We start from the raw sequence: 12,479 nt of genomic DNA on the forward strand, positions 1-12,479 counted from the left end.
CGGATGGTGGGCTGGGCCAGGGTGACCCGCTCACCCCCGGCCGGCTCCGGCGCCACCAGCAGCTCGCGCACCCCTTCCGCCTGCGCGCCCCCCGCCGCGGCGGGGGGCGCGCCGAGCGCGCCCGCCGACGCGGCCGCGTCGGCCTCGCGCACCCCGGGGTCCACGACCTCCAGGCGGGCCGCGCCCGCCTCCGCGGCGCGCAGCCGCACCTGCACCTCGGCGTCGCCCAGCTCGCCCGTCCACAGCGGCTCCGTGGCCAGCACCACCGCACCGTCGGCGCCGTCGGGGGCGTCGTCCACCAGCGGCAGCGGCGTCCAGGCGCCCCACTCACCGCCCGCCCGGCGCACCCGCACCGACACCGGCCCGGGGTCCTCCCCGGACGCCACCGGCGCGCCGTCGCGCAGCACCACGCCCACCACGCTGCCGCCGGCGACGTCCACGGTGATCTCGGTCAGCTCCGCGGCACCGGCCGCCCCCGCCTCCCCGGCGGGCGCCTCGCTCGCCGCGCCCCCGCCCGGGGCGCTGCGCAGCAGCGGCCCCGTCGCCCGCCGCCCGGCGACCAGCGGCAGCGAACGGGTCGAGCCCGTCACCGGCAGCGGCAGCGCCGAGGCGCTCGTCAGGCCCGAGGCGCCCACGGCGGCCGGGGCCGCCTGGGCCGCGGGCGCCACCAGCAGCGTCAGCAGCCCCGCACCGGTGCCGGCCAGGGCGGCGCGGCGGCTCACCGGGGCCGCACCGCGGCGCGGGGCCTGAGGGGTCCGTCGTCGCAGCGGGTCAGGGGTCATCGCCGGGGCGCTCCGTCCGTCGGGTTCTCGGGGCCGCCGGTCGGCGACGCTCCACCAGGGAGGAAAGCTAGACGAGAGTGGAGGCGATGTGAACGACGCGGGGGGAACCGGTGCGTCGCCTCAGCCCGCCAGCACGGCTCCCGGGGCGTCGTGGGAGACGTACAGGCGCACCGCGAACGCGCGCAGGTGCCGCTCCTGCGCCAGCCGGTACCCCTCCTGCAGCAACCGCACCGTCTCGCGGTCCTGCTCGCTCGCCGTCACTAGCGGCCCGGTCCCGCCGACCACCCACACCCGCTGCACGCCCTCCATCGCCCCCGCCAGCTCCTCCGGCGGCACCGGCACGCCCACCAGGGTCGCCGACGGCGCCGCCGGCTCCGCCAGCGCCAGGTCCCGCAGCCCCGCGAACGCGTCCGGGTGCAGCTGCGTCAGCACCCGGTAGCGGTACTCGCCGTCCGGCACGAACAGCAACCCGTCGCCGGGGCGGGCGTGCTCGGCCACGTGCGCCGCGGCACCGTCCATGTCCTCGGCGTGCCCCAGCTGCGGGTCGCGGAACACCAGCTGCATCCGCAGCCCCGGCAGGGCCGTGCCCGCCACCAGGACCACCGCCACCGCCGCGGGCGCCGCCCGCACCCACCCGCGCCGGGAGAGCACCGCGCGCGGCAGCGCCGCGGTCACCGCCGCCGCCAGCAGCAGGCACGTGCCCGGCGCCACCACCACCAGGTAGCGCGTCGTCCACAGCGGGTGCACCTGGGACAGCAGCCACAGCGCCGGCACCGGCGCCGCTCCCCACAGCAGGCCGACTGCCAGCAGCGCCCGCGAGCGCGCGCGCCGCACCGCCACGGCCACGACCACCGCCGCGAGCGCCACCGTCACCGGCGAGCCCAGCGCGAACACCACGTGCCCGCCCAGCAGGTCCAGCGTCGGAGGGCGCAGGAACGCCACCTGCCCGTGCTGGGTGCTCTGCCACGCCACCAGGGGCGCCGCCAGCAGCAGCCCCGCGCCCGCGGCCGTCGCGCCCCGGCGCCGCACCGGCCGCCCGTGCGCGCCCCGCCCGGCCAGCAGCAGCCACCCGGCGTGCGCGGGCAGCACCATCAGCGCCAGCGTGTTCAGCGCCGCCAGCAGCGGCAGGCTCAGCGCGTACCCGGCCCACCAGCCGCGCCGCGGCGAGCCGCTGCCGCGCACCAGCAGGTACGCGGAGGCTGTCGCCACCAGGGTCGCCAGCGCGTACGGGCGCGCCTCCTGCGCGTACCGGCTCACCAGGGGTGTCGCCACCCACAGCGCCGCCGCCGTCGCGCCCGTCAGCCGTGCGGTGCGCGGCCCGGCGCCCACCAGCGCCAGTCGCCGGCCCAGCCCGTGCAGCAGCGGTGCCGTCGCCGCCGCCGCCAGCACCGACGGCCAGCGCGCCTGCTCCACCGTCGCCGACGAGCCGAACAGGGCGTGCACGAGGAAGTAGAACGGCGCGTGCACCAGGTCCACGTCCTGCACCAGCCGCCAGACCTGCTCCGCCGAGCGGCGCGCCACCGCCACCGTGACCGCCTCGTCGCGCCACGCGCTGGGCGCGCCCACCCGCCAGGCGAAGACCGCCAGGGCCACCAGGCCCGCCGCCAGCCCCACCAGCGCGTCCGGCAGCCGCGAGGACGCGCGGGCCCGCACCGCCACCGGCGGGCGCCCCGGGGCCGCCGGGTGCCGCCGGGCCCGCGGGACGCGCGAGCCCAGCCGGGCCGTGCCTGCCTGGGTGCTCAGATCCGCTCCGCTCGTCACCGTGCCCGGGGCCGCCCGGCGCGCGCAGCCGTCACAGCGGCAGCCTGCGGAACACGGGCGCCGGGACGTGGCGCAGGGCCGACATCACCCAGCGCATCGGCTCCGGAGCCCACACGGTCTCCTTGCCGGTGCGCACGGCGTCGACGGCGACCTCCGCCACCTGCTCCGCGGACACGGACAGCGGGGCCGGCTTCAGCCCCTCCGTCATCTTCGTGGTGACGAAGCCGGGGCGCACCACGACGACCCGCACGCCCGACGGGCGCAGCGCCTCGCGCAGCCCCGTGAAGAACGCGTCGAAGCCCGCCTTGGAGGAGCCGTAGACGAAGTTGGAGCGGCGTGCGCGCTCGCCCGCCACCGACGACAGCGCCACCAGCACGCCGTGGCCCTGCTCGCGCAGCCGCTGCGACAGCAGCACGCCCAGGCGCACCGGGGCGGTGTAGTTCACGGTCGCGATCAGCGCGGCGGCGTCCGCGTCCTGCCAGGACTCCTCGTTGTCGCCCAGCACCCCGAACGCCAGCACGGTGACGTCCACGTCGCCGGCCTCGAACGCCTCGGCGACGACCCGCTCGTGCGAGGCGGTGTCGGTGGCCTCGAAGTCCACGGTGCGCACCGCGTGCCCGCGCCGGTGCAGGCGGTCCACGGCCGCGTCGCGGCGCTCGCCGGGGCGGGCGGCCAGCGTCACCTCGACCGGCCGCTGCGGGCTCAGCCGCTCCACGACGGCGAGGCCGATGTCCGAGGTGCCGCCGAGCAGCAGCACGGAGCGGGGGTTGCCGAGGGCGTCGATCACGGAGCGTCTCCAGGCGGGTCGGGACGGGGTGCGGTGGGCCGGCCCGGCCGTCGGGCCACCGGGTCCGGGCACCCGGACGGGCCGTCCGACCCTAGCAACGCCGCCGCCCGGTGCCGTCGGCGCGCGCACCGCCCGACCGCGGCCCCCGGGGCGGGCCAGCCGTCCGGGGGCTCCGCGTCCTCCACCCCCGTGGCGATCTTGCGTGGTCGATCCCTCGACCGTGCAGGATCACCACGGGAGGGGGTCTCACGGCATCGACGAGGACGCGAGGTGGCGCGACGTGAGCGTGAAGTCGTCGACGGCCCTGGTCGGGGCGGCCGTGCGGTGGGCGCTCGCTGCTCCGGGCGGGGCGAGGCCGAGGGGTCGCCTTCTCCGGCCACCGGTCGTCGAGCAGACTCGCGGGGTGCGTCGCGTCCTGCTCCTGAGCGCCCTGCTGGTGACGATCACCGCCTGCGGTTCCCCGACCGACCCGGTGAGGACCTCCACCGCAGAGCGGGGCGAGGCCGAGACCCCGACGGTGGGCTCGGACTCCTTCTGGGCCGACGACCCGGGGGCGGGGTGCGAACCGCCGGAGGGTGTGGCGGAGGGGGAGATCTGGTTGTGCGCGCGGGAGAGCACCCCGGACCCGCAGGCCGAGCAGGAGCGGCTGGCGGCCCTGGCTCAGGAGGCGCAGGGGTGGTCGCAGGAGGACGCGCGACGGGCCGAGGACGAGCGGCTGCGGCAGGTGATGGCCGAGGACGACGCGCTGGCGGCGTCCGGGGACTTGCCGGCGGATCGGGGATCACTGCTGATCCGCACCGACTTCACCCGCCAGCCGCAGTGGGAGGCGTTGGTGGGCGCTCTGCGGACGCCGAGCCCGGAGGGGTTCGTGCCCCACCTGAGCACCGTCGAGCACCAGCGGTGGGCGGGTGCGTCCGTCGCCGACGTGGTGGCGGCTGCTCCACCGCACGTGCTGCTCGTGCTCGCCGACGCGACGGCGCTGTCCGCGCCGGAGATGCCGCTGCTGGTGCTGCAGGTCGGCGACGGCGTGGTCCAGGAGTTGCGCGTGGCGCCGGAGGCTCTGGCGTCGGTGGAGAACAACCTGTCGATCGCGAACATGGACTGGGAGGACTTCGCGGGTTCCACCGGTCCCGACGGGGTCTTCCGGGGCTTCGCCTGATCGCCGGCGGTGGACGGGTGGTGGTGTTGCGGGCGGGCGCTGCGGCAGGCCCGGGCGGCGTGAGGAGCGCCGGGAGGTCCTGTCGGACGCACCCCTGAGGGTGCGCCGGCGGGAGCGACCCGCGTGCTCACCGTCCGCGAGCTTTCCTCGCTCGTTCCTTGATCTCCAGGATGACGTCGGTCTTGGCGTCGGCGTAGTCGTTCGTGTCGTCCCAGCGCTGGCTGAGCAGAGCCCTCTTGGTGTTCTCGTACAGGGCGCGGTCGTCGGCGTCGGAGCGGAGGTGGTCGCGCAGGAGGAGGTACTCGTCCACAGCGGGGTCGCCGTGCTCGTAGAGGTGCACGTGGACGTCGCGCGCCGGTGTGCGCACGAGGCGGTGCCCCGGTTCGCGGACCCGCAGTTCGTACCCCGCAGCCAGCAGGGGATCGAGGTGGTCCTCCTCGGCGGTGATGTCGTCCACCGTGACCACGATGTCGACGATCGGTTTGGCTGCCAGCCCGGGAACGGACGTGGAACCGATGTGCTCGATCCCGGCGCCCACCGCCGGGAGGGCGGCCCGGATCCGCGCCCGGTGCTCGAGGTAGGTGCCTGCCCACCGCTCGTCGTGCTCGTGCAGTTCCAGTTCGAGCGCCTCGGCACCCCCCACCAGTTCGACCGTGGTGACGTCCGGTCGGCGCGGCCCGCGGCTCCTGCTCACGCGGACATCATCGCGGTGCGCGACCGGGTGGCGCGTGCCCGGCTGACGCCCCGTTCGCGCTCGCCCCCCGGCGGGGGTGCGGTTCACGACTGCGACGTCCGTGCCGGAGGGTCGCACTGACCGCCTGAGCCCGCAGGGATGACCGGGTGCCGGCTCAGTCCCGAGGCAGTCGGTGGGTGATCGGCCGCAGCTGTCCCCAGCCGAAGGCCGATTCGGCGATCCAGTCCTGCAGGCGGTCGGCCAGGTGCTCGGCGATCCCCGCCTCCGAGGCGGGTGGGTCCAGCTCGAACGGCTCGGGCTGCCACCAGGGCGAGGGCAGCTGGTCGGTGTAGCGGTCGCCGGGGGCGTCGAGCTGCACCCACACGTCACCGGCTCGCCCGTCGACGCCCCAGTGGACGCTGAGGTGCTCGACCTCCTCGGGGCGCAGCAGGGCGTGGACGACGGGCTCGACGACCCGCCGGCGCAAGGTGGCCAGCTGCTCGTCCTCAGCGTCGGTGACCGGGCCCGGGCGCGGCAGGCGCTGGCTGGGCAGAGGGGTGGTGTCGTGCTCGACGCGCAGCAGCGACGTGAACGGTCCCGGGTCGTCGGCGAGGTCCGGACGGCGATCGGTCACCTGGTCAGGGTGCCGAGGAAGTCCCCGATCTCGGCCACGACCGTCCGCAGGGCCCGCACCTCCGCTCCCGTCCCTCCGGGTCGGGCGCCCGACCCGGTCACCCCGCGGTGGGCGGCTGGTCCGTTCCCTGCGGCTCGCGGGAGCGCCGGACGTACCAGGCGCTGAGGAAGTACACCCCCACCAGCGTGAAGGTGATCTTGACGAGCCACAGGAGGGGGCTGCCGTCGTCGTGCGCCAGCGTCCACGCCAGCGCGGCGATCACCAGGTAGGTGATCCCGGAACGCTTGGACTGCTCCAGCGTCTTCGTCGCTCTCCACCAGGGTTGCCTCGCCACGGTGACCAGTGTGCCGCGCCCGGGGGAGCGGTCAGGCGGGTCCCAGGTGGGCGGTCAGGTCCAGCAGCGTGGTGATGCGGGCGGCCTCCCGCGACGCGGCGGTGCCGGTGCGGTCCAGGTGGACGGCGCGCAGGCCGGCGGCGCGGGCGGCCAGGACGTCGACCTCGTGGTCGTCGCCCACGTACAGGACCTCGCCGGGGGGCAGGCCCAGGTGCTCGCACACCGCGCGGAAGGCACCCGGGTGGGGCTTGGCCACCCCGAGCCCCTCGGCCGTCAGGACGGGGCCGAGGAGACCGGTCAGGCCGATGGCCGCGACCTTGGCGCTCTGCTGCTGCTCGGTGCCGTTGGTCAGCACCGCGGTGCGCAGCCCGGCCGCCCGCACGGCGCGCACCGCCGGCGCGGCGTCGTCGTAGCCGGCCCACGCCCGCTCGTAGGCGCGCAGGAAGCCGTCGGTGAAGAGGGCGTCGAGCGCGGCGTCGTCGCCGACGGGCAGGTCCAGCAGCGGCAGCAGGTCGCGCAGGCGACGCCGGCGCTGCTCGGCGAACGTGACCTCCCCGTCGCGCCAGGCGCGGAAGTGGCGCTCCTCCGCCTCCAGCCAGGCGGCCTCCAGCTCGGCGGTGCAGGTGCGCCCCAGCGAGGCGACCCAGGTGCGCAGACCCGCCAGGGCGGCGGTGGGGTGGTCGAACAGGGTGCCGTCGAGGTCGAAGACCACGGCTCGCAGCGTCACGGGGGTCAGGGTAGGGAGCGGTCGCCGCGCGCTCCCGGGCGCGGCCTAGCCTCGGGGCGTGCCCCGCACCCCCGCCCTCCCGGGCCGCCGCCCGTGAGCGGGATCCTCACCGGCTTCGCCGTCGTGGCGTGCGTCGTGGCCGTCGGCTACCTCCTGGGGCGCAGCGGCGCCCTCGGCCCGGACGCGCAGACCGTCGTCTCCCGGCTGGTGTTCTTCGTGGGCACGCCCGCGCTGCTGGTGCGCACCCTCGCCGGCACCGACCCCGGCGAGCTGCTGTCCGGGCAGGTGGTGCTCACCGGCGCCGGGGTCACCGCCTGCGCCGCGCTGTGGTGGGTCCTGGCGCGCCGGCGCCTGCGCCTGGGGGTGCGCGAGGCCGTGATCGGGGCCCTCGCCTCCTGCTACGTCAACGCCGTCAACATCGGGCTGCCGGTGGCCGCGTACGTCCTGGACGACCTGACGGCCGTGCTGCCGGCCCTGCTGCTGCAGATGGTGGTGCTGTCCCCGGTGGCGCTGGCGGTGCTGGACGTGACCGGGCAGCGCGAGCGGGCACCGGGCCGCGCCGCCCGCGCGCGCCGCCTGGTCGCACCCCTGCTCAACCCGGTCCTGCTGGCCGGTGCCGCCGGGCTGGCGCTGAGCGCCACCGGGACGCACCTGCCCACCGCGCTGGACCGCCCCCTGGAGCTGCTGGGCGGGCTCGCCGTGCCCGGGGCGCTGCTGGCGTTCGGCATGTCCCTGCACGGGCGCGTCTCGGCGGGCTGGCGGCGCGCCGACGTCCTGCTGGCCACCGCGCTGAAGGCGTTCGTCCAGCCCGCGGTGACGTACGCGACGGCCCGGTGGGGGCTGGGGGTCGGCGCCGCCGGCACGTACGCCGCCACCGTGGTGGCGGCCCTGCCCACGGCGCAGAACGTCTTCACCTTCGCGGTGCGCTACGGCGCCGGGGTGGAGCTGGCCCGCGACACCGTGCTGGCCACCACGGTGCTGTGCGTGCCGGTGGTGCTGCTCATCAGCGTCCTCGTGCCGCACGGCTGAACCGGCTGCACGGCTGAACCGGCCCCGCGGCCGGGCCGGCGCCGCGGGCGTCAGCGGCCGGCGCGCCACGCCTCCCACGCGGAGGCGACGGTGTCGCGCAGCCCCTTCGAGGCCGTCCAGCCCAGCTCGTCGCGGATGCGCGAGACGTCGGCGACCAGCTGCGGCGGGTCGCCGGCGCGCCGGGCACGCACCTCCGGCTGCACGTCGATCCCCGTGACCTCCCGCACCACCTGCAGCACCTCGAACACCGAGGCGCCCGTGCCGGTGCCGACGTTGAAGACGTCGTGGCCCTCACCGGCCGCGTCGCCCGCCAGGTGGTCCAGCGCCGCCAGGTGCGCCTCCGCCAGGTCCAGCACGTGCACGTAGTCGCGCACGCAGCTGCCGTCCGGGGTGGGGTAGTCGTCGCCGAACACCACCGGCGCGCGGCCGGCGTCCAGCGCGGTGAACACGATGGGGATGAGGTTCATGACGACCGAGTCGCCCAGGTCCGGCCAGCCCGCCCCGGCGACGTTGAAGTAGCGCAGGTTCGCCGAGCGCAACCCCCACGCCACCCCCGCGGCGCGGTTCATCCACTCGCCCACGAGCTTCGTCTGCCCGTACGGGTTGATCGGCTCGGCGGGGCCGTCCTCGCGCACCACGGCCACCTGCGGGGCGCCGTAGGTGGCGGCGGAGGAGGAGAACACCAGCCGGCCCACGCCCGCGTCCTGCATCGCCTGCAGCAGGTTCGCCTGACCGCCGACGTTCTGCTGCCAGTACCGGGCCGGCTGCTCGACGGACTCGCCGACCTGCTTGCGCGCGGCGAAGTGGACCACGGCGTCGACGGAGTGCTCCGCGAACGCCCCGCGCAGCACCTCCGGCGCCCGCTCCGCGGCCAGGTCGAGCTGCACCAGCGGGGCGTCCCCGACGCGCTCGGCCCGTCCGTTGGACAGGTCGTCGACCACCACGACGCGCTCACCGCGCTGCTGCAGCAGCCGCACCACGTGGGAACCGATGAAACCCGCACCGCCCGTCACCAGAACGCTCATGGTCGCGAGCGTATCCACCCGCCCGTCCGTCGAAGGGGTGCGTCCTCGAGCACTATGCCGTTGTCGTGGGCCGGCCTGCTGATCAGGTCGGGATGTCGACGCCTTCGCGGAGCAGGGCAACCCCGGCGACGGGGTCGCCGGGAACGTTGACGCTGACGCGAAAGATGTGGTTGACGGCGGTGCTGCGCCAGGCCAGGCGGGTGTAGCCGGGCTCCCTGTACTGCACGCCCAGGGCACTGCCGTTGCGCCACCTCAGCCTGGTGCGGTCCGCACGAGACAGCTTCTCAGCGACGCTGCGGTCGGTGCCCGACCCGTCTTCGGCGACCGCGGACGGTTGAGCGATGCAGCCGCCGTACTCGATCGTCATCCACACCAGCCCCCGGCGGCGGGCCTCGTGGAAGGGGGTGCGCTCGAGGTCCACGTCGGAGGGCAGGTAAGCGATGCCCACGCTGTGGAGGTCGGCTGAGGGTGGGGGCGGGCTTGATGCTGAGGGCACCGGGTGCTCGAAGAGGTCGGCGCCTTCCCAGCTGCCGCAGGCGGTGGTGAAGCCGCGCTGCTGCAGGAAGGGGAAGGTGGGCAGGGCGATGCCCAGGTGCTCGGCGACCTGCGCGCACGGCAGGGGGGGGGTGCCCAGCAGGTCGCGGGTGGTCTCCAGCATGGCCAGGGGGTTGCCGCGGCGGGAGCGGGAGGGCGCCCTCAGCGCGGCGACGGCGCGTTCTTGGGCGGGCGTGAGCACGAGCGCCGGCTCGGGGTGCCGGGTGGGTGAGCTAGAGGTGCCGCTGGTGGGGCTGGTGGCGCAGCTGGTGAGAGCGTGCAGCACGACGGTGAGCGCGGTGATCCGCCAGGCCAGCTGTGCTCGCCCACCCATGCTGACCCCTTCCTCCTCGCCGGTCGCCTGACCACTGTGACGTACCGATGGGTCCCGTCAGAGGCTCTTGCCTCATGAGGAGCACCGGATCGCGGGATGACCGCAAGACGAGCTCAGCGGTCAGGTAGAGCTAGGACGAGGGTGCGGGCGGTTTCGGGCAGCCCTGCTTGCGGCCAGGAGATGCTCAGGTGCGCGCGGCCATCGGCAGGCAGCTCATCGATCCAGTAGCTCACCTGCATGGTGAGGCGGGCCTCGCCGGTGGCGGTGTCCTCGAAGGTGCGGGTCGAGTACGTCTTGGGGTGGACCTGGTCGGCGAGGTCGTTGAGCGCCACGCGCAGCACCGGCTTGGAGCCCTCAGCTCCAACGCCGACCGAGTTCGAGTCCACACGGGGACCGGCGGGCAGGTGCCGCGCAGCGGTCTCGGCGTGCAGGTGCAGGTGCAGGTGCAGCATCAGGCCGGCGGGCTGGCCGTGGGCTTGAACGTGGTCCAGTTCGGCGCGGATGCCGGGTTCCTGGCTGAGAAGCAGTGGGCCGTGCACGAGGACGCCGGTGTCGTCCGGTGGGATGGCGGGGACCCAACGTCGCGGCATGGCTCCACTCTCGTGGCGATCATGCCCAGGAGCAACGCCCTGAAATCGGCAGATCCGGGCGGTCGGTGACGTCCATGACGGCGGGGTGACCGGACGGTGGTATCAGTGTTGCTACTTCAGTAGCATCGGCTCGTGAAGCTCAGCATCAGCCTGTCCGACGCCGACGTCGCCGCCCTCGACGAGCACGTCCGCCAGGCCGGTCTGCCGTCTCGATCGGCAGCGATCCAGCGGGCCGTCCGGGCCCTGACCCACCAGCAGCTGGAACAGGACTACGCCGCCGCCTGGAAGGACTGGGACGACTCCGGAGACCGCGAGGTGTGGGAAGGCGCCACCGCTGACGGACTGCGCTGATGCGTCGCGGAGAAGTCCGCCTCGTCGACGTCGACCCCGTTCAGGGCAGTGAGGCGAACAAGCGCCGGCCCGCGATCGTGGTCAGCAACGACCGGGCCAACGCGGTCGCTGAGCGCCTGGGCCGAGGCGTGGTCACCGTGGTCCCGGTGACCAGCGACACCGCCAGGGTGTTCCCCTTCCAGGTCCTGCTCACCGCTCAGGACACCGGACTGCACGTCGACTCCAAGGCCCAGGCCGAGCAGGTCCGCGCCGTCTCGGTGGACCGGCTGGGGCCGGCGTTGGGGCGGTTGCCGTTCGGGGCGTTGGACGCCCTCGACGACGCCTTGCGGCTGCACTTGGCTCTGTGAGGCCGGTGACGAGAGCGACCCTCATCGCGGGATGACCGGAAGGTCGTCGTCACCGCCGTCGAAGTCTGCAAGCATCTGGGGATGAGCACTGAGCAGGCCCAGAAGGCATCCCCCGCCGAGCAGGGGCGCTTCGGCTTCAGGGCCTGCGTCGGCGTCGTGCTCGTGTTCCTCGCGGTCGTGTTGCTCGTGAAGACGAGCAGTCCAGGTGAGGTGGTGTCGAGCTGCGCGCTCCTCGTGGTGGGGGCGGACCTGATGCTGCCTTGGGGGAAGCGGAGCCGTGCGGTGCGGGTGGTGAGCGTGGTGCTCGCCGTGGTGATGGTGGCCCTGGTCGTCGTGAGCATCGCTGTGCTGTGACCCGGTGGTGGGGGCCGGTGCAGGGAGAAGCGACGTCATGCAGGAGCGCGCACAACACGGGATGACCGTGAAGTCGTAGACCGGCCGTGACCGCGCCCAGATGCGGCAAGGTCGCACGTCGCTCCTCGCTCTGCTGCTGTCTGGCTCTCAGCTGCCGTCTGGCTGGCAGAAGCGCAGGACGTTGCCGTAGGGGTCGATGACCTCCATGGTCGGCCCGCCGGGGAAATCGATGTCCACCCCTGGTCGCAAGGGCGCGGCGGGGTGAGAGTGCAGCTCGGCGTGCAGGGCGTGGACGTCGGCCACCGCGATCCACACGACGCCGTGAGGACTGCCGTCCCCGTAGTGCTCAGACAGGTGCAGCACCGTCTGCCCGCGCGAGACCTGCACGTACAGCGGGAAGCCGGCCTCGAAGCGGTGCTCCCAGTCCAGGGTGAAGCCGAGGTAGTCCCGGTAGAAGCCCAACGCCACCTCGACGGACATCACCCGCAGCACCGGGACACCAGGAGCGAACGCCGGCGCCTGCACGGGCGCGGCCGCGATGTACGCGCCTGCCGTGGCGGCGAAGGTGTTCCAGTCCCGGGCGCCGTGCTGGTGGGCGATGAGTTCCAGGGCCAGGGAGTGGGGGACGTCGATGCCGGCGGCGCTCAGGTCACTGCGCAGCAGCTTGGCCAGGTCCTTGGCGCGGGCGGGAGGGGTCGACGACGGGGCCGACGACGGGGCCGAGGATGGGGTCATGGTGGGCCTTCCTGGGCGGCAGGTGCTGTGCCGGGTGCTCGCGTTGCCGGCTGCTGCCGCGTCCGGGAAGCCGCGGGAGGCTGGACCCAGCGGTGCATTCACCAGACCCCGGAGGGCGCGAGCGGCAGGCTGCACCGAGCCACCAGCAGGGTAGCCACCGCAGCGACGCCTGCCCAGATCCACGACCGCACGACATCCGCAGATCGTCAGACGCGCACAACGCGGGATGACCGTGCGTTCGGAGCCGCGGCGGACAGCGGTGCTGCAGGCGGGAGCGAACACGCCGGCGTGGGCCGTCGCTGCTCAAGCATGTCGGTGGTGGT

15 protein-coding genes and 1 pseudogene are annotated in these 12,479 nt (G+C 74.9%); 5 read left to right on the forward strand and 11 right to left on the reverse strand.

Translation table 11 applies throughout. The annotated features are described in order from the left end of the window. The 3 genes and pseudogenes from V9U69_RS17400 to V9U69_RS17410 all read right to left on the reverse strand — a co-directional run. Positions 1 to 722 (reverse strand): annotated as a pseudogene (locus tag V9U69_RS17400) (hypothetical protein); the annotation flags it as partial. A 180-nt stretch (positions 723 to 902) separates the two neighbouring features. Next, on the reverse strand, positions 903 to 2,441 hold the full coding sequence (locus V9U69_RS17405; protein ID WP_337063117.1) for a hypothetical protein: 1,539 nt from the start codon (positions 2,439 to 2,441) through the stop codon (positions 903 to 905). A 133-nt stretch (positions 2,442 to 2,574) separates the two neighbouring features. After that, positions 2,575 to 3,330, reverse strand: a complete 756-nt coding sequence (locus V9U69_RS17410) for a decaprenylphospho-beta-D-erythro-pentofuranosid-2-ulose 2-reductase (protein WP_337063118.1) — start codon at positions 3,328 to 3,330, stop codon at positions 2,575 to 2,577. A gap of 403 nt (positions 3,331 to 3,733) precedes the next feature. Between V9U69_RS17410 and V9U69_RS17415 the strand changes: the two genes are divergently transcribed. After that, positions 3,734 to 4,489, forward strand: coding sequence for a DUF6924 domain-containing protein (locus V9U69_RS17415; RefSeq protein WP_337063119.1), 756 nt, complete (start codon positions 3,734 to 3,736; stop codon positions 4,487 to 4,489). Between the two features lie 127 nt (positions 4,490 to 4,616). Here the strand turns inward: V9U69_RS17415 and V9U69_RS17420 are convergent, their stop codons facing one another. The 4 genes from V9U69_RS17420 to V9U69_RS17435 all read right to left on the reverse strand — a co-directional run bounded on the left by V9U69_RS17420 (position 4,617) and on the right by V9U69_RS17435 (position 6,857). Next, complete coding sequence (locus V9U69_RS17420; protein ID WP_337063120.1) at positions 4,617 to 5,183, reverse strand: GrpB family protein; 567 nt, start codon at positions 5,181 to 5,183, stop codon at positions 4,617 to 4,619. Positions 5,184 to 5,337: 154 nt separating this feature from the next. Beyond that, entirely contained in the window at positions 5,338 to 5,796 is a 459-nt protein-coding gene (locus V9U69_RS17425; RefSeq protein WP_337063121.1) for a hypothetical protein, read from the reverse strand. Between the two features lie 97 nt (positions 5,797 to 5,893). Beyond that, complete coding sequence (locus V9U69_RS17430; RefSeq protein WP_337063122.1) at positions 5,894 to 6,130, reverse strand: hypothetical protein; 237 nt, start codon at positions 6,128 to 6,130, stop codon at positions 5,894 to 5,896. A gap of 31 nt (positions 6,131 to 6,161) precedes the next feature. Next, entirely contained in the window at positions 6,162 to 6,857 is a 696-nt protein-coding gene (locus V9U69_RS17435; protein WP_337063123.1) for an HAD family hydrolase, read from the reverse strand. A gap of 93 nt (positions 6,858 to 6,950) precedes the next feature. On the opposite strand from V9U69_RS17435, the gene V9U69_RS17440 reads away from it, so the two are divergent. Then, on the forward strand, positions 6,951 to 7,886 hold the full coding sequence (locus tag V9U69_RS17440; protein ID WP_337063124.1) for an AEC family transporter: 936 nt from the start codon (positions 6,951 to 6,953) through the stop codon (positions 7,884 to 7,886). A gap of 50 nt (positions 7,887 to 7,936) precedes the next feature. On the opposite strand, the gene galE is transcribed toward V9U69_RS17440, so the two are convergent. The 3 genes from galE to V9U69_RS17455 form a co-directional block, all read right to left on the reverse strand. Further along, complete coding sequence (gene galE / locus V9U69_RS17445) at positions 7,937 to 8,911, reverse strand: UDP-glucose 4-epimerase GalE (RefSeq protein WP_337063125.1); 975 nt, start codon at positions 8,909 to 8,911, stop codon at positions 7,937 to 7,939. Between the two features lie 82 nt (positions 8,912 to 8,993). After that, the gene (locus V9U69_RS17450) at positions 8,994 to 9,779 is read right to left on the reverse strand and encodes a hypothetical protein (RefSeq protein WP_337063126.1); all 786 of its coding nucleotides are present in this window, start codon (positions 9,777 to 9,779) and stop codon (positions 8,994 to 8,996) included. Between the two features lie 113 nt (positions 9,780 to 9,892). Further along, on the reverse strand, positions 9,893 to 10,369 hold the full coding sequence (locus V9U69_RS17455; RefSeq protein WP_337063127.1) for a hypothetical protein: 477 nt from the start codon (positions 10,367 to 10,369) through the stop codon (positions 9,893 to 9,895). Positions 10,370 to 10,501: 132 nt separating this feature from the next. Here V9U69_RS17455 and V9U69_RS17460 point away from each other — a divergent pair, with 132 nt between their 5' ends. From V9U69_RS17460 to V9U69_RS17470, 3 genes are all read left to right on the forward strand, one after another. After that, positions 10,502 to 10,720 carry a ribbon-helix-helix domain-containing protein gene (locus tag V9U69_RS17460; protein WP_337063128.1) on the forward strand — a complete coding sequence of 73 codons (219 nt, stop codon included), beginning with the start codon at positions 10,502 to 10,504 and terminating at the stop codon, positions 10,718 to 10,720. Beyond that, on the forward strand, positions 10,717 to 11,067 hold the full coding sequence (locus V9U69_RS17465) for a type II toxin-antitoxin system PemK/MazF family toxin (RefSeq protein WP_442907809.1): 351 nt from the start codon (positions 10,717 to 10,719) through the stop codon (positions 11,065 to 11,067). Before V9U69_RS17460 ends, V9U69_RS17465 begins: the two co-directional genes overlap by 4 nt. Before the next feature lie 81 nt (positions 11,068 to 11,148). Beyond that, positions 11,149 to 11,421, forward strand: a complete 273-nt coding sequence (locus V9U69_RS17470) for a hypothetical protein (protein WP_337063130.1) — start codon at positions 11,149 to 11,151, stop codon at positions 11,419 to 11,421. Between the two features lie 147 nt (positions 11,422 to 11,568). Here the strand turns inward: V9U69_RS17470 and V9U69_RS17475 are convergent, their stop codons facing one another. Continuing rightward, on the reverse strand, positions 11,569 to 12,156 hold the full coding sequence (locus tag V9U69_RS17475) for a glyoxalase superfamily protein (RefSeq protein ID WP_337063131.1): 588 nt from the start codon (positions 12,154 to 12,156) through the stop codon (positions 11,569 to 11,571). Positions 12,157 to 12,479: the final 323 nt, after the last annotated feature.

Source organism: Kineococcus sp. G2 (assembly GCF_037154035.1).
In the GTDB taxonomy this organism is placed as follows: domain Bacteria; phylum Actinomycetota; class Actinomycetes; order Actinomycetales; family Kineococcaceae; genus Kineococcus.